Origin of the sequence: Pseudomonas sp. FP2335 (assembly GCF_030687535.1) — a bacterium.
In the GTDB taxonomy this organism is placed as follows: domain Bacteria; phylum Pseudomonadota; class Gammaproteobacteria; order Pseudomonadales; family Pseudomonadaceae; genus Aquipseudomonas.
Genome location: NZ_CP117437.1, coordinates 1,340,913 through 1,365,022, shown reverse-complemented (window position 1 = coordinate 1,365,022; position 24,110 = coordinate 1,340,913). Strand labels below are relative to the sequence as shown.

The window sequence follows — 24,110 nt, the reverse complement described above, 5'->3', positions numbered from 1 at the left end:
TATTTATTCGGTTTGAGCAGCGATCCAGGAAGGCGCAACAGGCCGATGTTCGCTGTACGGAAAGTCGGGCGACTGAGGCCAATCGCGCAACGCCTGCATATAAACCAGCAGTTCCTTGAACTGCTCCTCGGAGAGCGTTGGATCAACTTCGATTTCAAGCTGATCACGATGACGCTCACGCAGCCATTTCACTGACGACAACTCGTAGCCACGCCAGGCTCGTTCCCGAGCGCCCACGTCTTCAACGGTTGGAGAAGCGCCTTGATCCGGAATGGCAAATCCCCGCGCGCTGAGATCTGCATAGTCTTTTTCCGACATTTCAATCACATCGGGCGGCATGTTCTTGCCATGTAGCGACAACGAGTAAAGCCCGTGGGTGGACGGTGAATAAAACATGAAACCTCCTCAATATCCGATTGCGATCACCAGCGGAAAGTTAAGCCCTTGATTCCCAGTACCGAACCACTGAGGAAAGAGTTTGATGGTCTCTTTGCTCCAGCTACTCACCTGGTAGACCTGATCGGAAAAGACCGTGTCATTGCCCATGGTCGATACAGAAGGAATCAAACACGCATTGGGAAACGCGAGCGGAAAACTAACCGCTGGATAAGCCACCGATTCGAGACCGCTGACGGGCCCTTTGAACCACTGGATAATCAACCCGCCCAACCAAGTGGGAAACGCGATATACCCCGGCATCCCAAGCGAAATGGAAAACCCCGCGCGCAGTTTTTTCGGTGTCACAACAGCCGCGTCATCCACCCCGGCATTCAGTTGTGCCTGAGTTGCAACCTTGACAGTGCCTTGATTGGTTTCCGTGGCCTGAGCCGCCAAAGGCACCAGGGCCGCAACATCAATGCTTCCCTGGTTAACCGGCGCATTCCAGGCCTTGATGCACCACATTACCGCCAGGTTACGCGGACGGGTTTCACTGCCACCGGTGAAACCCACGTCCTTGAGGACATCAAACGTGGTACCGCCGAGAGCTTTAGCCCCACCGGGGGTGATCTCAGAATTGATACCGGTTTGATTGAGCGGTGTATGGGTGTGGCTCTTGAACGCATCGGCCTGGAAACTGGGAATCGCGCGCCCCGCATCCACTCCGCGCCCATGATCCCAGCCCCGGAAAAACTCCCCTCGCGACTCCGGCAACCGGGTGAACCCGACCGCATCACCCGCGACATTGAATTTCTTCGCCAGATACCCCGCCAGGTCTGGATAAACAGAATCCTTGAACAGGCTGTTATCCACCTCCAGATACCCCGATGGAACGATGCCCAGTGGAAACGGCACCATCGCCCCGACGGGCAACGCCGATGCCTTGGCGATCAACGCCTCAATCTCAAGCTTGGTGTACGTCCCCTTCGCCAACTGCTGCGCCAGATAATCCACCACCCACGCCCGAGTGGCCTTCACCACCGTGTCATCAATCAACAACGTCACATTGGCGGCATTGGTCGTCTCGAAAATCGAGCGAATGTAAAACTCTTTGCCCGCCCCCGACGTCGTCAACACCGGCTTGTATGACTCCGGGTATTTCACGATGGCGTACAAGATCCCGCTATCCGTCCACAACCCGGCTTCCCGCACATACCAGCCGCCGACATTCGACGGAATGGTGACCTCAGCCAACAGCCAGTTGGCATTTTTCTCATCTTGGAACAGCGCGCTCAACGGCCCACGCCAGACCTCGCGTTTCAGCGCTTTTGCGCTGGCATCGGGGTTGTAGACCGCGCCGTTGCCGTCGCCAACAGAGATTTGCGCAAGTTTGATCGCGACGCCGGCAGCCTTGCAGGCGGTTTCGTAGGCGATCCCCGCGTTAGTGAGCAGCGTGTAATAGTCAGCCATTTAGTGCTCCTGTGGATAAAGGGTAGTGGTTTCGACGGTGTAGAGCCCGGCCGCCAAACAGGTGCGGCCCGTGGCCTCAACGCCGGCCAGCAAGTTCGGGTAGATCGTGGTGAGTTCGCCGCACAGCGTGGCGCCGCCGATGCTGTGGCGGCCCGACGCGCTCAGGCCGACAGAGACCGCGAAGATGTCGCGCTCACTTTTGGCATCGGCCAGGCGTCGATCAAGTCGGAGGTCGGTGGCTTCGCTGTAGGGCAAATCGGTCCAGATCCGGACGACAAAGCTGTAGGGCACACCTCGCGGCGCCTGTTCGTACCAGGCACGTACTTCGGGGCGTAGTTGCAGGCCTTTGACGGCATTTTCCAGGGCTTGGCGAGTGCCAGCCTGGCGGGCGGTGGGCCAGGCGAGTTTGACGGTCAGGCGTTTCTCGGCGTCGGGGGCGGTGGTGCTCCATTCGTTCACCGCGCGGTCCGCTGCCAAGTAGGGCAAAAACGCCGCCGGTGTACGATCCGGGTCCATCAGTTGGGGAAACGGCGGGGCTACCCGCTCCAGCAGGTGACCAAAACCGAGGTCCAGAGCCTTTTCCAGCGGAGAACTGTTGGCGGGCAACAGGCTCGTCTTGGGTTCATTCATAGCGTGCGCACCTCCACCTCGACACCCGTGCAGTACGGGGCCTGGAATGCCGAACTGATGATCGGCGCCAGCGGTTCGAGGACCTGCAGTTGCGCGGCGCCGGCACTGTGGATGGCGTAGTCGATCCAGCTCGGGTCGACCCGACCTTCCAGGCGATGGCAGGAGTCGGCGTAGGTTTGCAGCAGCTGTTGCGCGGCAACCTGGGTCAACCCCGAATCGGGGCCCGCGTTGATTTTGGCGATCACGCGGATCTTGTAACGTTGAATCTGCGCACCTTGAACAGTGACCAGATCGGTCTCCGGCCGCACATCAGGCCTTGCGAAATGTCTGCGCACGCCGTCAAGCAAGTCGGCCGACGCACTGCCATCGCCATCCCTGGAAAGCACCGTAACCATCACCTCGCCAGGTGCGGTGCGGCGACCGTTGCCATCCTTGACTCGCGCCGCATAACCGTCCGGATCGAAGGTGTAGCTGACCGTCACCACGCCCGGCGTGGCGCTTTGCACTTTGACCACCGGCCGCTCGCCAAGGGTGAACACTTCGCGACGATATTGCATACGCGAACCCGCCGCCGGGGCGTGGGGTGCCAGGTAATAGCGCAGGCGCGCGTCGTCATCGCTTTCCAGAGTCGGCGGCACAGGCGGGAAAGCGGCTGTGTCGCCGGGGTCGAGCACCTGGCGCTCCAGGCCCATATCCGCCAGGCGCGCATCCAGATTGCTGCCGGTGGCCCACCACGCCAGCATCTGCTTGATACGCGCGTTGTACTTGCGCTCGTGGGTTTGCAGGCGCACGCAAAACGCTTCCAGGGCCAAGGTCAACAGCTCGCTTTCATTGTCGAGGCTGACTTTGAGCTTGGCCGCACTTTGCGGCGCACGGGCGGCTACGTAATCAACAACGAACGCCTTGAATTGCGCCAGCAACGGCTCGAAGGCGTCGACCGCGATAATCGCCGGTTCCGCCAGTTGGTTCTGGCCAGGGATCAGCATGCTCATGTGACGACCTCGAAAGATTGTTGGCGGTTTTTCCAGGTGCCGGCAAAACGCAGCAACAAACCCGCTCCCTGACGGGTGGCGACGATGACCTGGGGTTGAAAGTCGGCGATGCCGTTCTGGGCGTTGTAGAACGCGTCGGCGGCGTGGCTCTGGGCGAGGATCAACAGGTCATCGCCCAGGTTCTGGCCGAGCAGTTGCGAGATCTTCGAGCCGTACAGCGGACGCTTCTGGCGAGTGCCCAAGGGGGTGGTCAGCGCTCGGGTGGCACGCTGTACGAATTGCAGCCAGTCATCGACCGCTACCCCGGTGTTCCTATCGATTCCGATCATGGCAAGTCCTTATGCGCTGCTGATCACGCGGCCTTGGTGATCCACCAACGGGCCGCTCAAGTGCACGCCGGCGGCATCCAGCAACAAGCCGGTGGCGCCGAGTTGCAGGGTGATGCTGTCCTTTGTCAGCGCCAGCATGGCGGCGCCGAGGCTGACGTTCAGCTGCTCGCGGGAACCGCTGACGCTGGTCGGCCCGTTGCTCCAGGTGAACGTGTGGCTGGCATCGTCATAGTCACTTTGAGTGCCGTCCTGATAACGACGCCGGGTCAGCGAGGCCACGCTGGAGACTGGCGGAAACAGACTACTGTTGAGTCCGAACAAGGCCACAGACTGCGCCCCTCCTTCCCCACCGCCGTAGTTCAGCAACAGGCATTGCTCACCGACCGAGGGAATGCGGGTCTCGCTCTGTGCACCGGCGCTGGGGTTGAAAAAGCGGATGGCCGGGCTGAGCAGGTCCCCATGACTGACCTTGCAGGTGTTGCTCGCCGCGTCGACCTCCTGGCACACACCAATCCGGCAGTAACTTTCCGCACGCCGATACAGGTCTTCGAGCTGGGCTTCCATTTCCACCAGGCGCTCGACAATCGGCCCGAGTTGCATGCGCAGTAATGCGTCAAACATGGATTACTCCTGGAGTGGGCGATATTGGTCCGGATCGTTGATGTCGAATACTTCCCAAGTGCGGGCAAACAACGGTTTGCCTGTGGGATCTTCGACGAGGGATGGGCCAAGGTAGAGGGTTTGGCTGAAGGACACGGTCCAGGTGTCGTAGTCCGTATCCCCACCACTCGGCGCGGCAGGCGCCGCGACGATAGCAGTAGGCAAGTCGCACTGGTCCGGTGGCAAACCCCAGCGGTTATCCAGGGCCAGGTCCATCAGTTGGCTGGCCAGGTCACACGCTTCAAAAGGAGCAGACTCGCTGGCGACCATGGCTTTGAGTGAAAGCGACAACGCATGAGCCTTGCGCCCTTCAAGAGAGCGAACGCCAGGCCCGTTGCGTTCCATGCTGATCAGTACACCAGTCGTGTCGCCGGGCCCCGTGAAGTCGTGGTGATTACCTACATGCAATTGCGGGAAAGCGCTCTTCAGCGCCGCCTCAATCGCCATAGGCAGTTGGGAGACTTTTTCGATGAGAGTCATTTTTTGCGTCCTTGCGGCGGTTATTGCTGATCCGGGCGGGAGGGCGGGGTTTCGTCGACCCCGATACGCTTGGCCGCCCAACGTTCATAAAGACCGATGGCGACGTCCGCACCGGCCATGGCGGTCAGGCAACCAATGGCGCCGGCGGTCCAGACCGACAGGCCGGCGGCGTACGACAGCATCAATGCCGAAACCCCGCAGACCATGCACGCCCCGGATCGCAGGGCCAGGCGCCGTACCAGCGACCAGCCGCGGGCGCCGTCCTTGTCAGCGCGCCACATTTCGCCGCTGACTCCGCCGATCAAGGCCAGTACAATCACCAGCCAGATTGGCATTTCCGCTAACGCTTGCTGCTCGTTTGTCATGTCACGCCTCCTGGCTGAGCAATGCCGGCAACGTGCCGGTGTGTGGGTACTTCCGTGTGTGGGCAGGCATTCCAAAAAGCCCGGTCGCCCAGGCTTTTCAGTAATGATTTCCACGAACCTTCGGCGCTACTGGCGCAATACGGTTCTTTCCTGAATGTTTTTCCGACCACGATCCCTGTCCGCCGGATAACTGCTTCTGGTGCTTTACGCTGCACACCCGGGTCAGTTGCCAACCCTCTGAACCGTCAAGGCCGGTTCATCGCTGCCTGTTCTTGTATTGCCTTGAAACTAAAGAGCGTCGGCATCCTTGCCGGTGTTACCTGGCGTCCTTGCCATCGCTCGGATGGCGTCCTTGCCGATGTTGCGTGCCTTCCTTGTCTTGACTGGCAGCATCCTTGCCGCCTCCACCAGGCCTTGTTGGCTGGCTTGAGATGAAGAATATGCATGTATGCATATACAGTCAATGCACTAATGCATTTATTTTCAGCGCAGACATGCACTGGCGCATTAGAGGCCTTACAGGCAAAGGGTTAGGTGACTTTTGCCAAGCGAAAAAAAACCCGCACGACGGCGGGTTTTGTCTTACGCAAGGAGGTCAGCGGGCGTACATGCCCCACCAGAACACATGACCAAGGATGCTGATCTGTTCATCCTGGATGTCCTGGAAGCTGTAGTCCTCATCCGGATGCTCATCACGGTTGAAACTGCGCAGGCGAATCCCGGAAGGCAGGCGATAGAGCTGTTTGACGCGAAGTTGGCCATTGTGATTGATGGCATACAAGTCGCCATCAACGATGTCACCAATCCCACTCTTGCCCGCATTTACCCCGACCGTCGCCCCATCCCGCAGCACCGGCAACATGCTGTTGCCGCGCACGGTCACACACTTGGCCTGGTCAAACTGCACCCCGTTGTGCCGCAGGCTACGTTTGCCGAATCGCAGGCTGGCCTTTTCGCTTTCTTCGATGACGAATCTTCCTGATCCAGCAGCCAACTCAACCTCGCGTAGAAAGGGGATCGACACCTCGTCGTCATTCACGGGGGTGTCGTCGTCCCAAAGGCTTATGTCCTTGAGTTCCGAATGCGTCGGGCCGCGCGCGTCTTCGCGCAAGACACCCACCGCCACGCGCCCGCGCAGTTGGTCGGTGCTGATGCGGAAGTACTCGGCGATGCGCGAGATGTGTTTGTCCGACGGATCAACGATCTTGCCGTTGAGGATCCGCGACAGCGTGGATTGAGGTACGCCAGTGCGCCGGTGAAGCTCCGTGGGGGAGATCCGGTCGCGGTCCAGCAGTTCTCGTAAGACGATAGAAACGTTGCGTTTTTGCATAACGCGAATAATGAAGGGGGTTTTGGGGGTTGGCAAATGCAAATTTGCATATTGTGTGCGTCGATAGATATGTATTAGGTGAAGTTGCGACCAGTAGGGCGGTATGAATCGTGTAATAGCCTTGCGCATATCGCTGAAGATGAGGGCCGGTTGCTGGAACAGGCAGCGCATCCCGTGGACGGCAGCATGACTCCTGCTGAGACTGAGGTTCTTTCGATCAAGCTAGGCCTGTCCCAACGGGTGAAAAGCTCTTTTGCCGACTTTATTCGTGATGCAAAATCCGATCAGAAAAAGCGTGTTTACCGTGAAGTGCTCACCGAGGCGACCAAGCAACAGAACCTCGTGATGATGAAGGCTGAGACGAAACGAGCCTGACTACCTACATGCCAACGACTTCCCGAAGCCCGGCCCTGCGCCGGGCTTTTTATTGAGTCAACGGTTACCCCGGACGTACCGCTACGAAGCCCCGACCTCGCGTGTTAACCTTGCCGCCATTGCAAAATCAGCAGGGCCGAGCGCCCCCTTTGCCCCACTCATTTCAACGAATTTGCCTACTATCCAATGAGTAAAAACACTTCCGACCTGTCCTCCCACACCCCGATGATGCAGCAGTACTGGCGACTCAAAAACCAGCACCCTGATCAGCTCATGTTCTACCGCATGGGCGACTTCTACGAGATCTTCTATGAAGATGCGAAGAAGGCCGCCAAGCTGTTGGACATCACCCTGACTGCCCGTGGGCAATCGGCTGGGCAGTCGATTCCGATGTGTGGGATTCCTTACCATTCGTTGGAAGGTTATCTGGTCAAGCTGGTGAAGTTGGGCGAATCGGTGGTGATCTGTGAGCAGATCGGCGACCCAGCCACCAGCAAAGGGCCGGTGGAGCGTCAGGTGGTGCGCATTATTACGCCGGGGACGGTGAGTGATGAGGCGCTGCTGGATGAGCGTCGCGACAACCTGATTGCGGCGGTGTTGGGCGATGAGCGTTTGTTCGGCCTGTCGGTGCTGGACATCACCAGCGGTAACTTCAGCGTGCTGGAAATCAAGGGCTGGGAGAACCTGCTGGCAGAACTGGAGCGTATCAATCCGGTGGAGTTGTTGATCCCGGATGACTGGCCGAAGGATTTGCCGGCGGAAAAGCGTCGTGGGGCCAAGCGTCGTGCACCGTGGGATTTCGAGCGTGATTCGGCGCTGAAAAGTCTGTGCCAGCAGTTTTCCGTGCAAGACTTGAAGGGGTTCGGCTGCGAAACCCTGACCCTGGCCATTGGCGCTGCCGGTTGCCTGCTCAGCTACGCCAAGGAAACCCAGCGCACCGCCCTGCCGCACTTGCGCAGCCTGCGCCATGAGCGCCTGGACGATACCGTGGTGCTCGATGGCGCCAGCCGTCGCAACCTGGAGTTGGACACCAACCTGGCCGGCGGGCGCGATAACACCCTGCAATCGGTGGTCGACCGTTGCCAGACCGCCATGGGCAGCCGCTTGCTGACCCGCTGGTTGAACCGCCCGCTGCGGGATTTGAGCGTGCTGCAGGCGCGTCAGTCGTCCATTACTTGCCTGCTGGACGGCTATCGCTTTGAAAAGCTGCAGCCGCAGCTCAAGGAAATCGGCGACATCGAACGCATCCTGGCGCGGATCGGCCTGCGCAATGCGCGCCCCCGTGATTTGGCGCGCCTGCGCGATGCCCTGGGTGCACTGCCGCAATTGCAGGCCGCGATGACCGATCTGGACACGCCGCACCTGCAACAGCTGGCCGTGACCACCAGCACCTACCCGGAACTGGCGGCGCTGCTGGAAAAAGCCATCATCGACAACCCGCCAGCGATCATTCGTGACGGCGGTGTGCTGAAGACCGGTTACGACAGCGAGCTGGACGAGCTGCAAGCCTTGAGTGAAAACGCCGGGCAGTTCCTGATTGACCTGGAAGCCCGCGAAAAAGCGCGTACCGGCCTGGCCAACTTGAAGGTCGGCTACAACCGTGTGCACGGCTACTTTATTGAGTTGCCGAGCAAGCAGGCCGAGTCGGCGCCTATCGACTATCAACGTCGCCAGACCCTCAAGGGCGCCGAGCGCTTTATCACTCCGGAGCTCAAAGAGTTCGAAGACAAGGCGCTGTCGGCCAAGAGCCGTGCACTGGCTCGGGAAAAGATGCTGTATGAAGCCTTGCTTGAGGACTTGATCAGCCAATTGGCACCACTGCAAGACACCGCCGCCGCCCTGGCCGAGCTGGATGTGTTGAGCAACCTCGCCGAACGTGCGCTGAACCTTGACCTGAACTGCCCGCGTTTTGTCAGCGAGCCGTGCATGCGCATCGTGCAGGGCCGCCACCCGGTGGTAGAGCAAGTGCTGACGACACCGTTCGTCGCCAACGACCTGTCGCTCGACGACGACACCCGCATGCTGGTAATCACCGGTCCGAACATGGGCGGTAAATCCACCTACATGCGTCAGACCGCGTTGATCGTGCTGTTGGCGCATATCGGCAGCTTTGTGCCGGCGGCCAGTTGCGAGCTGTCCCTGGTGGACCGCATCTTCACCCGGATCGGCTCCAGCGATGACCTGGCCGGTGGCCGTTCGACCTTCATGGTGGAAATGAGCGAAACCGCCAACATCCTGCACAACGCCACCGAACGCAGCCTGGTGCTGATGGACGAAGTCGGTCGTGGCACCAGCACCTTCGACGGCCTGTCCCTGGCCTGGGCGGCAGCCGAGCGCCTCGCGCATCTGCGCGCCTATACATTGTTCGCCACCCACTACTTCGAACTGACCGTATTGCCGGAAAGCGAGCCGCTGGTGGCCAACGTGCACCTCAACGCGACCGAGCACAACGAGCGCATCGTGTTCCTGCACCACGTGCTGCCAGGGCCGGCGAGCCAGAGCTACGGCCTAGCCGTGGCGCAACTGGCCGGCGTACCGAACATCGTGATCAGCCGCGCCCGCGAGCACCTCAGTCGCTTGGAAACCACGGCGCTGCCCCATGAAAACGTGGTCGCCAGCCCCGCCAAAGCCACGAGCAAAAACGCCGCGCCGCACCAGAGCGATATGTTCGCCAGCCTGCCTCACCCGGTGCTGGATGAATTGGCAAAGCTTGACCTGGATGACTTGACGCCGCGAAAAGCGCTCGAAATGTTATATGCACTGAAGACTCGGATATAACGCTGAGGCTTGCAAGCTGGTAGACTCTCGCGCGGTTTGGGATGCTGCGGGCTCTTAGCCTGGTCCGCAGACTACCACTCCCGAACCTCGCGAGCCCTGCCACAAAGGGTTTCGCCGCCGCCGCCTGAGGAGAGAATTAGAAATGACCTTCGTCGTCACCGACAACTGCATCAAGTGCAAGTACACCGACTGCGTGGAAGTATGTCCGGTGGACTGCTTCTACGAAGGCCCGAACTTCCTGGTCATCCACCCGGACGAGTGCATTGACTGCGCCCTGTGTGAACCGGAATGCCCGGCCGTCGCAATTTTCTCCGAGGACGAAGTCCCGGCAGGTATGGAACAGTTCATTCAGCTCAACGTCGAGCTGGCGGAAATCTGGCCAAATATCACCGAGAAGAAAGATTCGCTGCCAGATGCAGCTGAATGGGATGGCAAGCCCGGCAAGATCGCCGATCTGATTCGCTGATCGGTTTGCTACGACTTAAAAGGCCCTCAAGGGCCTTTTTTGCGTTTTGCAGGCTAGGGTTCACTTTTCTACAGGCAAAAAAAGGGGCGGTATGACCCGCCCACATTTTTTCCCTAGTCCCTGTATTCCTTTTCATCATCCTGATGAATCGCATCCTGCGACGTTCCTTCAAACCATCGTTCCTTGATGGCTGTGTCAATCCGTGGACACGGGGCCGATCTTAAAGAGTTCCAAAGGAAGTTCAACGGCAACCCAGCCGCCGGCCGAGAGATTTGCGCCTCAGAACAAAAGTAAATAATTGTTATTATTCAATAGGATAGAAAACAACCCGAGTGTATCGAGACGCCCATGGCGGCTAAAAAAACCAAACACTTACGAGAAAGTAAGTAATTGCTTACACGAGCAATTGCGTAAAAGCGTAACTGGCAGGCCTTGAGCGCTCTTCAGACATGAAAAAGCCCCGACACCGTCGAGGCTTTTCTCCTTCACGTCGCTTAGTCGTCGCTGACGGTAATCGTCGGCATTGCCGGTGAAGCCGCTTCCTGCAGGACGATCCGCGCGCCTACGTGGCGGGCCAGTTCCTGATAAATCATGGCAATCTGGCTGTCAGGCTCGGCGACAACGGTAGGCTTGCCTCCGTCGGCCTGCTCACGAATCAGCATGGACAACGGCAACGAGGCCAGCAGCTCGACCCCGTACTGGGTGGCCAGCTTCTCGCCGCCGCCCTCGCCGAACAGATGCTCGGCGTGACCGCAGTTGGAGCAGATGTGCACCGCCATGTTTTCCACGACGCCCAGCACCGGGATGTTGACCTTGCGGAACATCTCCACACCTTTTTTCGCGTCCAGCAGCGCCAGGTCCTGGGGCGTGGTGACGATCACAGAGCCGGCCACCGGGACTTTCTGCGCCAGGGTCAGCTGGATGTCGCCGGTGCCTGGCGGCATGTCGATCACCAGGTAATCCAGGTCGCCCCAGGCAGTCTGGGTTACCAGTTGCAACAGCGCGCCGGAAACCATCGGGCCGCGCCAGACCATCGGCGTGTTGTCGTCAGTGAGGAAGGCCATGGACATGACTTCCACGCCCAGGGACTCAATCGGCACAAACCATTTCTGGTCCTTGACCTTCGGTCGGGTGCCTTCGGCGATGCCGAACATCACGCCTTGGCTCGGGCCGTAGATGTCGGCGTCGAGAATACCCACGCGGGCGCCTTCACGCGCCAGGGCCAACGCCAGGTTGGCGGCGGTGGTGGATTTGCCGACGCCGCCCTTGCCGGAAGCGACAGCAACGACGTTCTTGACATTGGCCAGGCCCGGAATCTGCGCCTGGGCCTTGTGCGGTGCAATCACGCACTGGATGTCGACCCTGGCCGAGCTCACGCCGTCCAGGCCTTCGATCGCCATCTGCAGCATCTGCGCCCAGCCGTTCTTGAACAGACCGGCGGCATAACCCAGTTCCAACTGGACCGACACCCGCTCGCCCTCGATCTCGATGGCGCGCACACAGCCGGCACTGATCGGGTCCTGGTTCAAATAGGGGTCGGTGTACTGGCGAAGAACGGCTTCCACCGCTGCGCGATTCACGGCGCTCATGGGCTACTCCCGAAAAAGACTGACTGAAACAGGCGGCTATCCTAACCGTTCCTATGGCTCAACGGCATGCTTTCGCAGGTTTGGAAGATGTTGAAACAGCGCCACGGGGTGAAATATATTTCCCGGCGCTTTATAGTGGCCGACCTCCGTTTCATCAAGTAGCCGAGCCCCATGTCCGAGCCACGCAAGATCCTCGTCACCAGCGCCCTGCCCTATGCCAATGGTTCCATCCATCTTGGCCATATGCTTGAGTACATCCAGACCGATATGTGGGTGCGCTTCCAGAAGCATCGCGGCAACCAATGCATCTATGTCTGCGCGGACGACGCCCACGGTTCGGCCATCATGTTGCGCGCCGAAAAGGAAGGCATCACCCCGGAACAACTGATCGCCAACGTGCAGGCCGAACACAGCGCCGACTTTGCCGAGTTCCTGGTGGATTTCGACAACTTCCACTCGACCCACTCCGAAGAAAACCGCGAGCTGTCGAGCCAGATCTACCTGCGCTTGAAGGATGCCGGGCACATCGACCAGCGTTCGGTCACCCAGTATTTCGACCCGGAAAAGAAGATGTTCCTGGCCGACCGCTTCATCAAGGGCACCTGCCCGAAATGCGGCACCGAAGACCAGTACGGCGACAACTGCGAAAAATGCGGTGCGACCTACGCACCGACCGAGCTGAAGGATCCGAAGTCGGCGATCTCCGGCGCCACCCCGGTGCTCAAGGATTCCCAACACTTCTTCTTCAAGCTCCCGGACTTCCAGCAGATGCTGCAAACCTGGACCCGCAGCGGCACCCTGCAGGACGCCGTGGCGAACAAGCTCTCCGAGTGGCTCGACAGCGGCCTGCAACAGTGGGACATCTCCCGCGACGCGCCGTACTTCGGCTTCGAGATCCCGGGCGAGCCGGGCAAGTACTTCTATGTGTGGCTGGACGCGCCAATCGGCTACATGGCCAGCTTCAAGAACCTGTGTGATCGCACCCCGGAGCTGGACTTCGACGCGTTCTGGAACAAGGATTCCACCGCCGAGCTGTACCACTTCATCGGCAAGGACATCGTCAACTTCCACGCCCTGTTCTGGCCGGCCATGCTTGAGGGTTCGGGCTACCGCAAGCCGACCGGCATCGCCGTGCACGGCTATCTGACGGTCAACGGCCAGAAGATGTCCAAGTCCCGTGGCACCTTTATCAAGGCGCGCACCTACCTGGACCACCTGTCGCCGGAATACCTGCGCTACTACTACGCCTCCAAGCTGGGCCGTGGCGTAGACGACCTCGACCTGAACCTGGAAGACTTCGTACAGAAGGTCAACTCGGACCTGGTAGGCAAGGTCGTCAACATCGCCAGCCGTTGCGCCGGTTTCATCCACAAGGGCAACGCTGGCCTGCTGGTGGCCGAAAATGCCGCACCGGAACTGACCGACGCGTTCCTGGCCGCCGCACCGAGCATCGCCGAAGCCTATGAAGCCCGCGACTTTGCCCGCGCCATGCGCGAAATCATGGGCCTGGCCGACCGCGCCAACGCTTGGATCGCCGACAAGGCACCGTGGTCGCTGAACAAGCAGGAAGGCAAGCAGGCGCATGTCCAGGCGATCTGCGCCACCGGCGTCAACCTGTTCCGCCAGTTGGTGATCTTCCTCAAGCCGGTGCTGCCGCTGCTGGCCGCCGACGCCGAGGCGTTCCTCAACGTTGCGCCGCTGACCTGGAAGGACCACGCGACCCTGCTCAGCAACCATCAGTTGAACGAGTTCAAGCCGCTGATGACCCGCATCGACCCGGTCAAGGTCCAGGCCATGACCGACGCATCGAAAGAAGACCTGGTCGCCAGCCAGACCGACACCGGCTCGGCTGCGCCAGTAGGCAATGGTGAATTGGCCAAAGACCCGATCTCTGCGGAAATCGACTTTGACGCTTTCGCCGCAATCGACCTGCGTGTCGCGCTGATCGTAAAAGCCGAAGCCGTGGAAGGTGCCGACAAGCTGCTGCGCCTGACGCTGGACCTTGGCGGCGAGCAACGCAACGTGTTCTCCGGGATCAAGAGCGCTTATCCGGACCCGTCCAAACTCGATGGTCGCCTGACCATGATGATCGCCAACCTCAAGCCACGGAAAATGAAGTTCGGCATCTCCGAAGGCATGGTGATGGCGGCCGGTCCTGGCGGTGAAGAGATCTACCTGCTGAGCCCTGACGGCGGCGCCAAGCCCGGTCAACGGATCAAGTAAGCCTGCAAGACGGCCCTGTCGCTTCGGCGACAGGGCTTTTCAGCTAGTTCCCCTTTCTCGCTTGCCGGATAATCAGACCCTGTTTGTCTAACCTACCGGCACGCCAATGATCACAGCATGAACCTCATTCAACGTATCGACGCGCTGCTACCGCAGACCCAATGCGGCAAATGCGGGCACCCCGGATGCAAGCCTTACGCAGAGGGCATCGCCAGCGGCGAAGCCATCAACAAGTGTCCGCCTGGTGGACAGGAAACCATCGCCGGCCTGGCGCACTTGCTGAACGTGCCGGTGCTGGCGCTGGATACCTCCCGTGGCGAAGCTGCGGCGCAGATTGCGTACATCCGTGAAGCCGAGTGCATCGGCTGCACCAAGTGCATCCAGGCGTGCCCGGTGGATGCGATTGTGGGCGCCGCCAAGTTGATGCACACAGTGATCGTCGACGAATGCACGGGTTGTGATTTGTGTGTGGCGCCGTGCCCGGTCGATTGCATTGAAATGCGCCCATTGGTCAGCGTGCTGCCGATCGTGGGAGGTCTGGCAGCCAATGATCACGAGCGCCACGAACGCAGCCTCAAGCGTGACCGGGCACGGCGTCGCTACGAACAACGCAACGCGCGCTTGCAGCGGGAAGAGGAGCATCGGCTCGCCGAGCGCCAGGCACGGACCAAACGACCGGCACCGATGGAAACCGCGCCGGTAGATGCCCTGCAAGCGATTACGGACGCAGCGGTGAAGAAGGCCAAGATTGAGGTGGCGATGAGCCGCGCACAGCTGCACAAGTCCTTGAAAGCCTTTGGTCATCCACCGACCTTTGAACAGCAATCTCAGTTGATCGTCCTGCAACAGCAGTTTGAGGCCGCTGAACGCGCATTGGCTGCACTGGAACCAGACAGCACGCCAGCAATGCCACGGTCGCCCGTGAATACTGCCGAACTCAAACGCGCCAAAATCCAGCTGGCGATGCGCCGCGCCGAGCTGAAGAAAGCGCAGGATCGGCTGGCCGCCCCGCAAGAACTGGCCGACGCACAAAACCGGCTCGATGAAGCGCAACGTCAAGTCGATGCCCTGGGCACGTGACCTGCAACGTTGAGACGGGTCAGCAACTGTTTGCTGCATTGCGCTCACGCTAGGGTTGTTACGCGGCGAGGCAGACACCACTTTGATGCCTACCGGGTTTATGCTGCTGGGGTTACTACTGGCAGGGGGCCCGGCCTGGACCCTTTTCACCTTCACGCTGAACACCGGCAAGGAACCACTCGTCCCATGAACGCCGTAAAACGCCTGGAAATTTTCCGCAGGTTTCACGAAGACAATCCGGAACCCAAAACCGAACTGGCCTACTCCTCGCCGTTCGAGCTGCTGATTGCGGTGATCCTGTCGGCACAATCCACCGACGTAGGCGTCAACAAGGCCACGGCCAAACTGTACCCGGTAGCCAACACGCCAGCGGCAATCCATGCCTTGGGTGTCGATGGGTTATCGGAGTACATCAAGACGATCGGCCTCTACAACAGCAAGGCCAAGAACGTGATTGAGACCTGCCGGATGCTGGTTGAGCTGCACGGCGGTGAAGTGCCACAAACTCGCGAAGCGCTGGAAGCCCTCCCCGGTGTAGGGCGCAAAACCGCCAATGTTGTGCTCAACACCGCGTTCCGACAGTTGACCATGGCGGTGGACACGCACATTTTCCGGGTCAGTAACCGAACTGGTATCGCCCGCGGCAAGAACGTGGTCGAGGTGGAAAATCAATTGATGAAGTTCGTGCCCAAGCCGTATCTGCTCGACTCCCATCACTGGCTGATCCTGCATGGGCGCTATGTTTGTCAGGCGCGCAAGCCGCGCTGCGGCAGCTGTCGCATCGAGGACCTGTGCGAATACAAGGACAAGACATCAGACGATTGAGCAATCATTGGTTTTTTTGATCTGTCGATTGAAAAAATCTTTTTTACCCATTCATGGATTATCGTTATAAGGAGCGCCAACGGCAGTCTTAGCCCGGAGTGAACCTTATGAGCACTGGCAAAGAACAATTGGATGTAGAAGACGACCTCGTTGCAGAGCCGGATGACGATGGCGAAGCCCCCGTTGCGGAGGTGGCCAAGACCAATCTGAGCAAACGTCGCACTATCGACAATCTTCTGGAAGAGCGACGCTTGCAAAAACAACTGGCCGATTACGACTTCGACCTCTGACCTGGCCGTTGACGACCAGAAGCCTCCCTGACGGAGGCTTTTTTCCAACGAGTACTCTGGTTACCTATCAGCGTTTTGATGGACCCCTTCCCACCTATACCAACCCATTGCGCTGGGCCAGTTCAATCAGGTCCACCAGGGAGCGGGCATTGAGCTTGAGCAACAAGCGCGTCTTGTAGGTGCTGACGGTCTTGTTACTGAGGAACATGCCATCGGCGATCTCCTTGTTGGTTTTACCACGGGCCAACTGCTGCAACACCATCATCTCCCGGCCCGAAAGGCGTTCAACCATGTCGGCCTCGCTGGCATTGCCCATGGTAGAGCGCACCGAATTCAGCGCCTGGTTCGGGAAATAGCTGTAGCCGGAAAGCACCGCCTTGATAGCGCTCAGCAACTCGGTCAGGTCCTGTTGCTTGCATACATACCCTGCCGCCCCCGCCTGCATGCATCGCATGGAGAAATGCCCCGGAGCCTGCGACGTCAGCACCAACACCTTGAACGGCGCAGGCTGTTTGACCGAGGAGAGCCGGCAAATAACTTCCAACCCATCGAGCTTGGGAATTCCAATATCCAGTATGACAATGTCCGGCATATGTTCCCGTGCAAGTTGCAACGCATCGACACCGTTATCGGTCTCGGCAACGACCTCATAACCATGACGCTCCATTAGCATACGCACAGCAAGACGAATGACGGGATGATCATCCACGATCAGCACTTTATTCATAAGAAAGTCCAATTTCGCTGTTCGAATTATTCAGAGCAAGCACAATAGCCTAGTCGTTTCCTAGTTGGCATAGTATTCCCCCCCGCGCAACAGCAAGCAGAGACCCAACCCACAACGTAATAGGAATTGACCTACAAAAAAACGCAAAGTCGACCGTAGCGAGTTGTATGAGGCCTTTCAGATCTTTCCGGCCCCACACATATTTTGAATAAATTACCCCACGGATATGGGATGGACGGCGAAAGTAACGCACACGACTTTCAGGAAATATCCCTTGCTTGTGGTCATCGCTCCCTTGAGAAGCCAAGAAAACCACCACCTTTTTAGTTCCATTAAACATATTTATTTACACCCATATTTCCTACAGAACATTCAGCGCACAACAATTAAATTGTGCTTACTTGTGTGATTTATCTGTAAGACATAGTTCCTTGTCAGGTGTAATTAATTCATTTCACCTCGCAAACAAGCCATCACGTGCAGTTGGCCCGGCAGACAAATTTCCTGTCACCTTAACTTCAACAAAGTTTAAACATCGATAAACAAAAGATCGAATCAAGGCTGCCTGGTTTTTCATCGGGCAAAAAAAAGCCCCTTCAACAAGGGGCTTTCCTTAGAGTGTCTTGAGCACTCAGAACAACTTGCGACCTTTGTTGGCCGCAATGCGCATGCGCAGTGCGTTCAACTTGATAAAGCCCGCTGCGTCCGCCTGGTTGTAGGCGCCGCCGTCTTCTTCGAAGGTGGCGATGTTGGCGTCGAACAGCGACTCATCGGATTTACGCCCGGTGACGATCACGTTACCTTTGTACAGCTTCAGGCGCACAACGCCGTTCACGTGGACCTGGGAAGCGTCGATCATCTGTTGCAGCATCAGACGCTCAGGGCTCCACCAGTAGCCGGTGTAGATCAGGCTGGCGTACTTAGGCATCAGCTCGTCTTTGAGGTGAGCCACTTCACGGTCCAGGGTGATGGACTCGATGGCGCGGTGAGCGCGCAGCATGATGGTGCCGCCCGGAGTTTCGTAGCAGCCACGGGACTTCATGCCCACGTAACGGTTCTCGACGATGTCGAGGCGGCCGATACCGTGTTCGCCACCGATACGGTTCAGGGTCGCCAGCACGGTAGCCGGAGTCATTTCGACGCCGTCCAGCGCGACGATGTCGCCGTTGCGGTAGGTCAGTTCCAGGTACTGTGGCTTGTCTGGCGCGTTCTCCGGGGAGACGGTCCATTTCCACATGTCTTCTTCGTGCTCGGTCCAGGTGTCTTCCAGCACGCCGCCTTCATAGGAGATGTGCAGCAAGTTGGCGTCCATCGAGTACGGGGACTTCTTCTTGCCGTGGCGCTCGATCGGGATTGCGTGCTTTTCAGCGTAATCCATCAGCTTTTCACGGGACAGCAGGTCCCATTCACGCCAAGGGGCAATCACTTTGACGCCCGGCTTGAGCGCGTAGGCGCCCAGTTCGAAACGCACTTGGTCGTTGCCCTTGCCGGTCGCGCCATGGGAAATGGCGTCGGCGCCGGTTTCGTTGGCGATTTCGATCAGGCGTTTGGCGATCAGCGGACGTGCGATGGAAGTACCCAGCAGGTACTCGCCTTCATAGACGGTGTTGGCGCGAAACATCGGGAAAACGAAATCGCGGACGAATTCTTCGCGCAGGTCGTCAATGTAGATCTCTTTCACGCCCATGGCTTGCGCCTTGGCACGTGCAGGTTCGACCTCTTCGCCCTGACCCAGGTCAGCGGTGAAGGTCACCACTTCACAGTTATAAGTATCCTGCAGCCACTTGAGGATCACCGAAGTGTCCAGGCCGCCGGAATACGCGAGAACGACCTTGTTTACGTCGGCCATGCCATCACTCCACGGGGTTGTACGGAAAGGCGACGATTCTACCGATCAAAACCGTGAAATTACAGGGGCGCGACAGCAAATGAAGATAAAGCGACAGATTATGTCGAGAGGGCGACCGGTGGTCGCACCTTATGAGGTTGCCGCGGGATTGCTCCGGACCGCAGCCTGGGGTGCCGGTTTCTCGGGGGTTGCGACCCGCTCCAGCTGAATATTGACGCGGCGGTTGCGTGCGCGGTTGGCAGCATTGGTGTTGGGCGCCAGCGGGTAGCTTTCGCCGTGGAAGCGCAGGGTAATCTGCGACTCCTCGATGCCGTTGGCCTTGAAGTAGTCCATCACCGCCAATGCACGACGCCGTGAAACATCACGATTGGTCAGGCGGTTGCCGCTGTTGTCCGAGTGGCCGTTCAACTCGATGTGGTTGACGGTCGGGTCGGCCTTCATGAATTCAAGAATCACTGCCAGCTTCTGCTTGGCCGCCGCATCCAGTTCGATGCCACCGCCCGGAAAGCCGACTTCGGTCTGCTTGACCTGATCGTAATTCATCGGCAGCAGCTTGGCGGTGCACAGTTGATAGTCGCTGTAGGCCTTGTTGAACTTCACCGGCAACAGGCGGATTTCCGAGTAGCCGCCCTCACGCCCGTAATGCCGTACGGTCGGCGAACGCCCCTCGAGCAAACCATTGAACAGGCGCCCGGCCTGGGCCTGTGAGCTGTTGAACAGCACTTCGCCACTGCCGGCACGCACGGCTCCCAGATTGATGTCGCCGCGTCCGGGCTGCCAAGGTGCGGCAGCGGCCAGCAAGGTGGCCGAACCTGCGCCCAGCGAACCATTAAAGGCTTTCAGACGAAACGTCGCCTGCTCGCCGGCCCGGCGCACGAACTCACCCGAACCAAAATCGGTGATCGGTTGGCTCAGACGACACTCAAACTTGTCGCCCTCTACCTTCCACTCAATATTCTCCAGACGTGTCTGGAACGTGAGGGCCATCGCAGGCAGGCTGGCGAACACACTGAGCAGGGCTAGATAATGCTGGCGCACGGGAGGCTCCACTGGTTTCTACAACACTTCAAAGCGTCATACATCGATAAGGCATACGAAAGGCTATCGGATGCATCCTGTAAAACTTGATAGCGAGTGCCTGCAAGAGTCTTTTCCGGTAGCATTCCCACCAGATTGACCCGCCTGGAATCCCCAATGTCCGACCGCCTGACCCTGCTGCGTCCCGACGACTGGCATATTCATCTTCGCGATGGTGCTGCGTTGCCCCAAACCGTGGCCGATGTTGCGCGCACGTTTGGCCGTGCCATCATCATGCCTAACCTGGTACCTCCGGTGCGTAACGCCGCTGAAGCCGACGCCTATCGCCAGCGTATCCTCGCTGCGCGCCCGGCCGGCAGCCGCTTCGAACCGCTGATGGTGCTCTACCTCACCGACCGCACCCAGCCCGACGAGATTCGCGAGGCCAAGGCCAGCGGCTACGTGCACGCCGCCAAGCTGTACCCGGCTGGCGCGACCACCAACTCCGATTCCGGTGTGACAAGTATCGACAAGATCCTGCCGGCCATCGAAGCCATGGCCGAAGTCGGCATGCCGCTGTTGATCCACGGTGAAGTCACCCGTGGCGAGGTGGACGTGTTCGATCGCGAGAAGATCTTCATCGACGAGCACATGCGTCGCGTGGTCGAACTGTTCCCGACCCTCAAGGTAGTGTTCGAACACATCACCACCGCCGATGCCGTGCAGTTCGTCACCGAGGCCTCGGCCAACGTCGGCGCGACCATCACTGCGCACCATCTGCTGTACAACCGCAACCACATGCTGGTGGGCGGGATTCGGCCGCATTTCTATTGCCTGCCGATCCTCAAGCGCAACACCCATCAGGTGGCACTGCTGGATGCCGCCACCAGTGGCAATCCGAAGTTCTTCCTCGGCACCGACTCCGCGCCACACGCCCAGCATGCCAAGGAAGCCGCGTGCGGCTGTGCCGGTTGCTACACGGCCTACGCGGCGATCGAGCTGTACGCCGAAGCGTTCGAACAACGCAATGCCCTGGACAAGCTCGAAGGTTTCGCCAGCCTCAACGGCCCGCGTTTCTACGGCCTGCCGGCGAATACCGACCGCATCACCCTGGTCCGTGAAGACTGGACCGCCCCTGCCAGCCTGCCGTTTGGCGAGTTGACTGTTATCCCGCTGCGCGCCGGTGAAACACTGCGCTGGCGCCTGCTGGAGGAAAGCAAGTGAGTGAAGACCATTACGACGACGAACACGAGCACAGCGGTGGCGGTTCACGCCACCCGATGGCCGAGCGGTTCCGCGGCTATCTGCCGGTTGTCATCGACGTAGAAACCGGTGGTTTCAATTGCGCCACCGACGCCTTGCTGGAAATCGCAGCCACCACCATCGGCATGGATGAACAGGGTTTCGTGTTCCCGGAACACACCCACTTCTTCCGCGTCGAGCCGTTCGAAGGCGCCAACATCGAGGCGGCGGCCCTGGAATTTACCGGGATCAAGCTCGATCACCCGCTGCGCATGGCCGTGAGTGAAGAAGCGGCACTGACCGACATCTTCCGTGGCGTGCGCAAGGCGTTGAAGGCCAATGGCTGCAAACGCGCGATCCTGGTCGGCCACAACAGCAGCTTCGACCTGGGCTTCCTGAACGCCGCCGTGGCGCGGTTGGACATGAAGCGCAATCCGTTCCACCCGTTCTCCAGCTTCGACACCGCTACCCTCGCGGGCCTGGCTTACGGCCAGACCGTACTGGCCAAAGCCTGTCAGGCAGCCGGAATCGACTTTGACGGTCGCGAAGCCCACTCGGCGCGCTATGACACCGAGAAGACCGCCGACCTGTTCTGCGGCATCGTCAATCGCTGGAAGCAGATGGGCGGCTGGGAAGACTTCAACGACTAACAGCGCTGTTGTAGTGAGCGGGCTTGCCCCGCGCTGGGGGGCGAAGCCGCCCCAAATCCAACCGCCTCCGTTTTACTGATACACCGAGGTGCCTGGGTTTAGGGCGGCTTCGCCCCCCAGCGCGGGGCAAGCCCGCTCACTACAGCCATTTCCCGCCCATAAAAAAACGGCCTTCTCAGGCCGTTTTTTTGTACCTCAAATCTGGCTTACAGCTTGCCAGCGTTCTCGGTCAGGTAAGCCGCAACGCCTTCTGGCGAAGCGTTCATGCCTTTGTCGCCTTTTTTCCAGTTGGCAGGGCAGACTTCGCCGTGCTCTTCGTGGAATTGCAGGGCGTCGACCAGGCGGATCAGTTCTTCCATGTTACGGCCCAGCGGCAGGTCGTTGATGATCTGGGAGCGCACAACGCCCTTGTCATCGATCAGGAACGCGCCACGGAAAGCCACGCCGCCTTCGGACTCAACGTCGTAGGCCTTGGCGATGTCGTGCTTCATGTCGGCAGCCATGGTGTATTTGACTTTGCCGATGCCGCCATCATTGATGGCAGTGTTGCGCCAGGCGTTGTGGGTGAAATGGGAGTCGATGGAAACGGCAACCACTTCAACGTTACGCGCCTTGAAATCGTCCATGCGGTGGTCCAGAGCGATCAGCTCCGACGGGCAGACGAAGGTGAAGTCCAGCGGGTAGAAGAACACCAGGCCGTATTTGCCTTTGATGGCTTCAGACAGTTTGAAACTGTCTACGATTTCGCCATTGCCGAGGACGGCAGGTACATCGAAATCCGGGGCTTGTTTGCCGACGAGTACGCTCATTGGGTATCTCCTGATGTGAGGGTGACGATTGAAGTAAAAGGACCGGCCCAGTCTGGCGCCTGTAGGCGACAACCCTGTGACGCAGTCACGCTTCGTGAAGACTGACCATCATACACTGAAAAAACCGTTCGTCAGCGCAGGGGCAATACGCGCAAATACCCTACGAATCTACTTTGACAATCATTCTCGTTAACATTAAGATCCATCGCACTCAAGCCTTAAACCCGCGACGGTTCTCCCTTATGTATGTGTGCCTCTGTACTGGCGTCACCGACGGACAAATCCGCGAAGCAATCTACGAAGGTTGCTGCAGCTACAAGGAAGTGCGTGAAACAACCGGCGTTGCCAGCCAGTGCGGTAAATGTGCTTGCCTGGCCAAGCAAGTGGTACGGGAAACCCTGACGCAGCTGCAGACAGCCCAGGCTGCGCTCCCCTATTCAGCAGAATTTACACACGCTTAAATCGGCGTGTTTTAAAGAACCGGACTTAGTGTCCGGTTTTTTTATGCCCGCAATTCAATAAGTTAGCGCTAAGACGCGGAACACAAACATTCTTATTCCGATTAATTTTCATTTATTATTCAATAACTTAGGTTTGACACTAAGGTTTTCGCCGCTCAAACTCCGGCCTATATACAGCTATTACAGGGCAGGACCCCAGTCATGAAAGGCGACATCTCAGTCATCCAGCAACTCAACAAAATCCTTGCCAATGAACTGGTCGCGATCAATCAGTACTTCCTGCATGCACGCATGTTTGACGATTGGGGCCTGGAAAAGCTGGGCAAGCGTGAATACAAAGAATCGATCAAAGCCATGAAGGACGCCGACGCGCTGATCAAGCGCATCCTGTTCCTCGAAGGCCTGCCGAACGTGCAGGACCTGGGCAAGCTGAGCATCGGCGAGCACACCCAGGAAATGATCAACAGCGACCTGAAATTCGAGCAAAAGAGCCACAGCGACCTCAAGGCCGCCATCGCTCACTGCGAAACCAAAGGCGACTTCGGCAGCCGTGAGCTGCTGGAAGATATTCTGGAAGACCAGGAAGAACACATCGACTGGCTGGAAACCCAACTGGGCCTGATCGACAAAGTCAGCCTGGAAAACTACCTGCAATCGCAGATGGGCGAATAAGCCCTCGGCACGCAGGTATAAAAAAGCCCCGCTCTCTCACGAGAAGCGGGGCTTTTCATTGCAAGCGAATCAAGCGTCAGTCTTGGCCGCCGCGTTTGCCGCCGCTTCCTTGATCAGCGCTTGCAGCGAACCATCAGCCGCCATCTCAACGATGATGTCGCTACCGCCGACCAACTCACCGGCAACCCACAGTTGTGGGAACGTAGGCCAGTTGGCGTACTTGGGCAGGTTGGCACGGATTTCAGGGTTCTGCAGGATGTCCACGTAAGCGAATTTCTCGCCGCACGCCATGATCGCCTGGGAAGCCTTCGCGGAGAAACCGCACTGAGGAGCGTTTGGCGCGCCCTTCATGTAAAGCAGAATGGTGTTGTTGGCAATCTGCTCTTTGATCGTTTCGATGATATCCATGGAACACCTCGGCTG

At 58.7% G+C, this 24,110-nt stretch carries 26 protein-coding genes; 11 read left to right on the top strand and 15 right to left on the bottom strand.

The features are described from left to right. Window positions 1-3: 3 nt before the first annotated feature. The 9 genes from PSH81_RS05925 to PSH81_RS05885 all read right to left on the bottom strand — a co-directional run bounded on the left by PSH81_RS05925 (window position 4) and on the right by PSH81_RS05885 (window position 6,634). On the bottom strand, window positions 4-396 hold the full coding sequence (locus PSH81_RS05925) for a phage tail assembly chaperone (RefSeq protein WP_305392156.1): 393 nt from the start codon (window positions 394-396) through the stop codon (window positions 4-6). A gap of 9 nt (window positions 397-405) precedes the next feature. Then, complete coding sequence (locus tag PSH81_RS05920; RefSeq protein ID WP_226455920.1) at window positions 406-1,848, bottom strand: phage tail protein; 1,443 nt, start codon at window positions 1,846-1,848, stop codon at window positions 406-408. Continuing rightward, complete coding sequence (locus PSH81_RS05915; protein WP_305392155.1) at window positions 1,849-2,478, bottom strand: phage tail protein I; 630 nt, start codon at window positions 2,476-2,478, stop codon at window positions 1,849-1,851. Next, a complete protein-coding gene (locus tag PSH81_RS05910; RefSeq protein WP_305392154.1) occupies window positions 2,475-3,470 on the bottom strand; it encodes a baseplate J/gp47 family protein in 996 nt (331 codons plus the stop codon). Before PSH81_RS05910 ends, PSH81_RS05915 begins: the two co-directional genes overlap by 4 nt. Then, a complete protein-coding gene (locus PSH81_RS05905) occupies window positions 3,467-3,799 on the bottom strand; it encodes a phage baseplate protein (RefSeq protein WP_305392153.1) in 333 nt (110 codons plus the stop codon). The genes PSH81_RS05910 and PSH81_RS05905 overlap by 4 nt, the downstream gene beginning before the upstream one ends. A 9-nt stretch (window positions 3,800-3,808) precedes the next feature. Further along, window positions 3,809-4,420 carry a phage baseplate assembly protein V gene (locus PSH81_RS05900; RefSeq protein ID WP_226455924.1) on the bottom strand — a complete coding sequence of 204 codons (612 nt, stop codon included), beginning with the start codon at window positions 4,418-4,420 and terminating at the stop codon, window positions 3,809-3,811. Between the two features lie 3 nt (window positions 4,421-4,423). Continuing rightward, the gene (locus tag PSH81_RS05895; protein ID WP_305392152.1) at window positions 4,424-4,939 is read right to left on the bottom strand and encodes a hypothetical protein; all 516 of its coding nucleotides are present in this window, start codon (window positions 4,937-4,939) and stop codon (window positions 4,424-4,426) included. A 20-nt stretch (window positions 4,940-4,959) separates the two neighbouring features. Beyond that, entirely contained in the window at window positions 4,960-5,304 is a 345-nt protein-coding gene (locus PSH81_RS05890; protein ID WP_226455925.1) for a phage holin family protein, read from the bottom strand. Between the two features lie 595 nt (window positions 5,305-5,899). Beyond that, window positions 5,900-6,634, bottom strand: a complete 735-nt coding sequence (locus PSH81_RS05885) for an XRE family transcriptional regulator (protein ID WP_226455926.1) — start codon at window positions 6,632-6,634, stop codon at window positions 5,900-5,902. A gap of 150 nt (window positions 6,635-6,784) precedes the next feature. Between PSH81_RS05885 and PSH81_RS05880 the strand changes: the two genes are divergently transcribed. The 3 genes from PSH81_RS05880 (at window position 6,785) to fdxA (ending at window position 10,253) form a co-directional block, all read left to right on the top strand. Further along, entirely contained in the window at window positions 6,785-7,009 is a 225-nt protein-coding gene (locus tag PSH81_RS05880; RefSeq protein ID WP_305392151.1) for a hypothetical protein, read from the top strand. A 186-nt stretch (window positions 7,010-7,195) separates the two neighbouring features. Continuing rightward, window positions 7,196-9,787, top strand: a complete 2,592-nt coding sequence (gene mutS, locus PSH81_RS05875; protein ID WP_192297298.1) for a DNA mismatch repair protein MutS — start codon at window positions 7,196-7,198, stop codon at window positions 9,785-9,787. 142 nt (window positions 9,788-9,929) lie between these two features. Beyond that, window positions 9,930-10,253, top strand: a complete 324-nt coding sequence (gene fdxA / locus PSH81_RS05870; protein WP_192297299.1) for a ferredoxin FdxA — start codon at window positions 9,930-9,932, stop codon at window positions 10,251-10,253. Between the two features lie 494 nt (window positions 10,254-10,747). Here fdxA and apbC read toward each other — a convergent pair whose 3' ends face one another. Beyond that, a complete protein-coding gene (gene apbC / locus PSH81_RS05865) occupies window positions 10,748-11,842 on the bottom strand; it encodes an iron-sulfur cluster carrier protein ApbC (RefSeq protein WP_226455943.1) in 1,095 nt (364 codons plus the stop codon). Window positions 11,843-12,013: 171 nt separating this feature from the next. On the opposite strand from apbC, the gene metG reads away from it, so the two are divergent. The 4 genes from metG (at window position 12,014) to PSH81_RS05845 (ending at window position 16,260) form a co-directional block, all read left to right on the top strand. Then, entirely contained in the window at window positions 12,014-14,065 is a 2,052-nt protein-coding gene (gene metG / locus PSH81_RS05860; RefSeq protein WP_305392150.1) for a methionine--tRNA ligase, read from the top strand. Between the two features lie 117 nt (window positions 14,066-14,182). Beyond that, a complete protein-coding gene (gene rsxB, locus PSH81_RS05855; RefSeq protein ID WP_226455945.1) occupies window positions 14,183-15,145 on the top strand; it encodes an electron transport complex subunit RsxB in 963 nt (320 codons plus the stop codon). A gap of 186 nt (window positions 15,146-15,331) precedes the next feature. After that, a complete protein-coding gene (nth, locus tag PSH81_RS05850; protein WP_192297303.1) occupies window positions 15,332-15,970 on the top strand; it encodes an endonuclease III in 639 nt (212 codons plus the stop codon). 107 nt (window positions 15,971-16,077) lie between these two features. Continuing rightward, on the top strand, window positions 16,078-16,260 hold the full coding sequence (locus tag PSH81_RS05845) for a PA3496 family putative envelope integrity protein (RefSeq protein WP_192297304.1): 183 nt from the start codon (window positions 16,078-16,080) through the stop codon (window positions 16,258-16,260). Between the two features lie 94 nt (window positions 16,261-16,354). Here the strand turns inward: PSH81_RS05845 and PSH81_RS05840 are convergent, their stop codons facing one another. The 3 genes from PSH81_RS05840 to PSH81_RS05830 form a co-directional block, all read right to left on the bottom strand. Then, window positions 16,355-16,987, bottom strand: coding sequence for a response regulator transcription factor (locus tag PSH81_RS05840; protein ID WP_122719714.1), 633 nt, complete (start codon window positions 16,985-16,987; stop codon window positions 16,355-16,357). A 631-nt stretch (window positions 16,988-17,618) separates the two neighbouring features. Continuing rightward, window positions 17,619-18,836, bottom strand: a complete 1,218-nt coding sequence (locus PSH81_RS05835; RefSeq protein ID WP_029295244.1) for an argininosuccinate synthase — start codon at window positions 18,834-18,836, stop codon at window positions 17,619-17,621. A gap of 129 nt (window positions 18,837-18,965) precedes the next feature. Beyond that, window positions 18,966-19,874 (bottom strand): OmpA family protein, encoded by a 909-nt coding sequence (locus PSH81_RS05830; RefSeq protein ID WP_192297305.1) that lies wholly within the window; start codon window positions 19,872-19,874, stop codon window positions 18,966-18,968. Window positions 19,875-20,030: 156 nt separating this feature from the next. Here PSH81_RS05830 and pyrC point away from each other — a divergent pair, with 156 nt between their 5' ends. Then, entirely contained in the window at window positions 20,031-21,077 is a 1,047-nt protein-coding gene (gene pyrC, locus PSH81_RS05825) for a dihydroorotase (protein ID WP_305392149.1), read from the top strand. Further along, window positions 21,074-21,745 (top strand): ribonuclease T, encoded by a 672-nt coding sequence (gene rnt, locus PSH81_RS05820; RefSeq protein WP_083359903.1) that lies wholly within the window; start codon window positions 21,074-21,076, stop codon window positions 21,743-21,745. Before pyrC ends, rnt begins: the two co-directional genes overlap by 4 nt. A gap of 206 nt (window positions 21,746-21,951) precedes the next feature. Here the strand turns inward: rnt and PSH81_RS05815 are convergent, their stop codons facing one another. Next, window positions 21,952-22,554 carry a peroxiredoxin gene (locus PSH81_RS05815; RefSeq protein WP_003172097.1) on the bottom strand — a complete coding sequence of 201 codons (603 nt, stop codon included), beginning with the start codon at window positions 22,552-22,554 and terminating at the stop codon, window positions 21,952-21,954. A gap of 242 nt (window positions 22,555-22,796) precedes the next feature. Here PSH81_RS05815 and PSH81_RS05810 point away from each other — a divergent pair, with 242 nt between their 5' ends. Next, on the top strand, window positions 22,797-23,015 hold the full coding sequence (locus PSH81_RS05810; protein ID WP_010564137.1) for a bacterioferritin-associated ferredoxin: 219 nt from the start codon (window positions 22,797-22,799) through the stop codon (window positions 23,013-23,015). A 201-nt stretch (window positions 23,016-23,216) separates the two neighbouring features. Next, on the top strand, window positions 23,217-23,687 hold the full coding sequence (gene bfr / locus PSH81_RS05805; protein WP_192297307.1) for a bacterioferritin: 471 nt from the start codon (window positions 23,217-23,219) through the stop codon (window positions 23,685-23,687). Window positions 23,688-23,756: 69 nt separating this feature from the next. On the opposite strand, the gene grxD is transcribed toward bfr, so the two are convergent. Further along, window positions 23,757-24,095: a Grx4 family monothiol glutaredoxin gene (gene grxD / locus PSH81_RS05800; RefSeq protein WP_065906770.1), complete on the bottom strand. Its 339-nt coding sequence runs from the start codon at window positions 24,093-24,095 to the stop codon at window positions 23,757-23,759. Window positions 24,096-24,110: the final 15 nt, after the last annotated feature.

Excerpts from the sequence above, each read along its gene's own strand:
- PSH81_RS05925 (WP_305392156.1), bottom strand. The coding sequence starts at position 396 with ATGTTTTATTCACCGTCCACCCACGGGCTTTACTCGTTGTCGCTACAT.
- PSH81_RS05920 (WP_226455920.1), bottom strand. The coding sequence starts at position 1,848 with ATGGCTGACTATTACACGCTGCTCACTAACGCGGGGATCGCCTACGAA.
- PSH81_RS05915 (WP_305392155.1), bottom strand. The coding sequence starts at position 2,478 with ATGAATGAACCCAAGACGAGCCTGTTGCCCGCCAACAGTTCTCCGCTG.
- PSH81_RS05910 (WP_305392154.1), bottom strand. The coding sequence starts at position 3,470 with ATGAGCATGCTGATCCCTGGCCAGAACCAACTGGCGGAACCGGCGATT.
- PSH81_RS05905 (WP_305392153.1), bottom strand. The coding sequence starts at position 3,799 with ATGATCGGAATCGATAGGAACACCGGGGTAGCGGTCGATGACTGGCTG.
- PSH81_RS05900 (WP_226455924.1), bottom strand. The coding sequence starts at position 4,420 with ATGTTTGACGCATTACTGCGCATGCAACTCGGGCCGATTGTCGAGCGC.
- PSH81_RS05895 (WP_305392152.1), bottom strand. The coding sequence starts at position 4,939 with ATGACTCTCATCGAAAAAGTCTCCCAACTGCCTATGGCGATTGAGGCG.
- PSH81_RS05890 (WP_226455925.1), bottom strand. The coding sequence starts at position 5,304 with ATGACAAACGAGCAGCAAGCGTTAGCGGAAATGCCAATCTGGCTGGTG.
- PSH81_RS05885 (WP_226455926.1), bottom strand. The coding sequence starts at position 6,634 with ATGCAAAAACGCAACGTTTCTATCGTCTTACGAGAACTGCTGGACCGC.
- mutS (WP_192297298.1), top strand. The coding sequence starts at position 7,196 with ATGAGTAAAAACACTTCCGACCTGTCCTCCCACACCCCGATGATGCAG.
- fdxA (WP_192297299.1), top strand. The coding sequence starts at position 9,930 with ATGACCTTCGTCGTCACCGACAACTGCATCAAGTGCAAGTACACCGAC.
- apbC (WP_226455943.1), bottom strand. The coding sequence starts at position 11,842 with ATGAGCGCCGTGAATCGCGCAGCGGTGGAAGCCGTTCTTCGCCAGTAC.
- metG (WP_305392150.1), top strand. The coding sequence starts at position 12,014 with ATGTCCGAGCCACGCAAGATCCTCGTCACCAGCGCCCTGCCCTATGCC.
- rsxB (WP_226455945.1), top strand. The coding sequence starts at position 14,183 with ATGAACCTCATTCAACGTATCGACGCGCTGCTACCGCAGACCCAATGC.
- nth (WP_192297303.1), top strand. The coding sequence starts at position 15,332 with ATGAACGCCGTAAAACGCCTGGAAATTTTCCGCAGGTTTCACGAAGAC.
- PSH81_RS05845 (WP_192297304.1), top strand. The coding sequence starts at position 16,078 with ATGAGCACTGGCAAAGAACAATTGGATGTAGAAGACGACCTCGTTGCA.
- PSH81_RS05840 (WP_122719714.1), bottom strand. The coding sequence starts at position 16,987 with ATGAATAAAGTGCTGATCGTGGATGATCATCCCGTCATTCGTCTTGCT.
- PSH81_RS05835 (WP_029295244.1), bottom strand. The coding sequence starts at position 18,836 with ATGGCCGACGTAAACAAGGTCGTTCTCGCGTATTCCGGCGGCCTGGAC.
- pyrC (WP_305392149.1), top strand. The coding sequence starts at position 20,031 with ATGTCCGACCGCCTGACCCTGCTGCGTCCCGACGACTGGCATATTCAT.
- PSH81_RS05815 (WP_003172097.1), bottom strand. The coding sequence starts at position 22,554 with ATGAGCGTACTCGTCGGCAAACAAGCCCCGGATTTCGATGTACCTGCC.
- PSH81_RS05810 (WP_010564137.1), top strand. The coding sequence starts at position 22,797 with ATGTATGTGTGCCTCTGTACTGGCGTCACCGACGGACAAATCCGCGAA.
- bfr (WP_192297307.1), top strand. The coding sequence starts at position 23,217 with ATGAAAGGCGACATCTCAGTCATCCAGCAACTCAACAAAATCCTTGCC.
- grxD (WP_065906770.1), bottom strand. The coding sequence starts at position 24,095 with ATGGATATCATCGAAACGATCAAAGAGCAGATTGCCAACAACACCATT.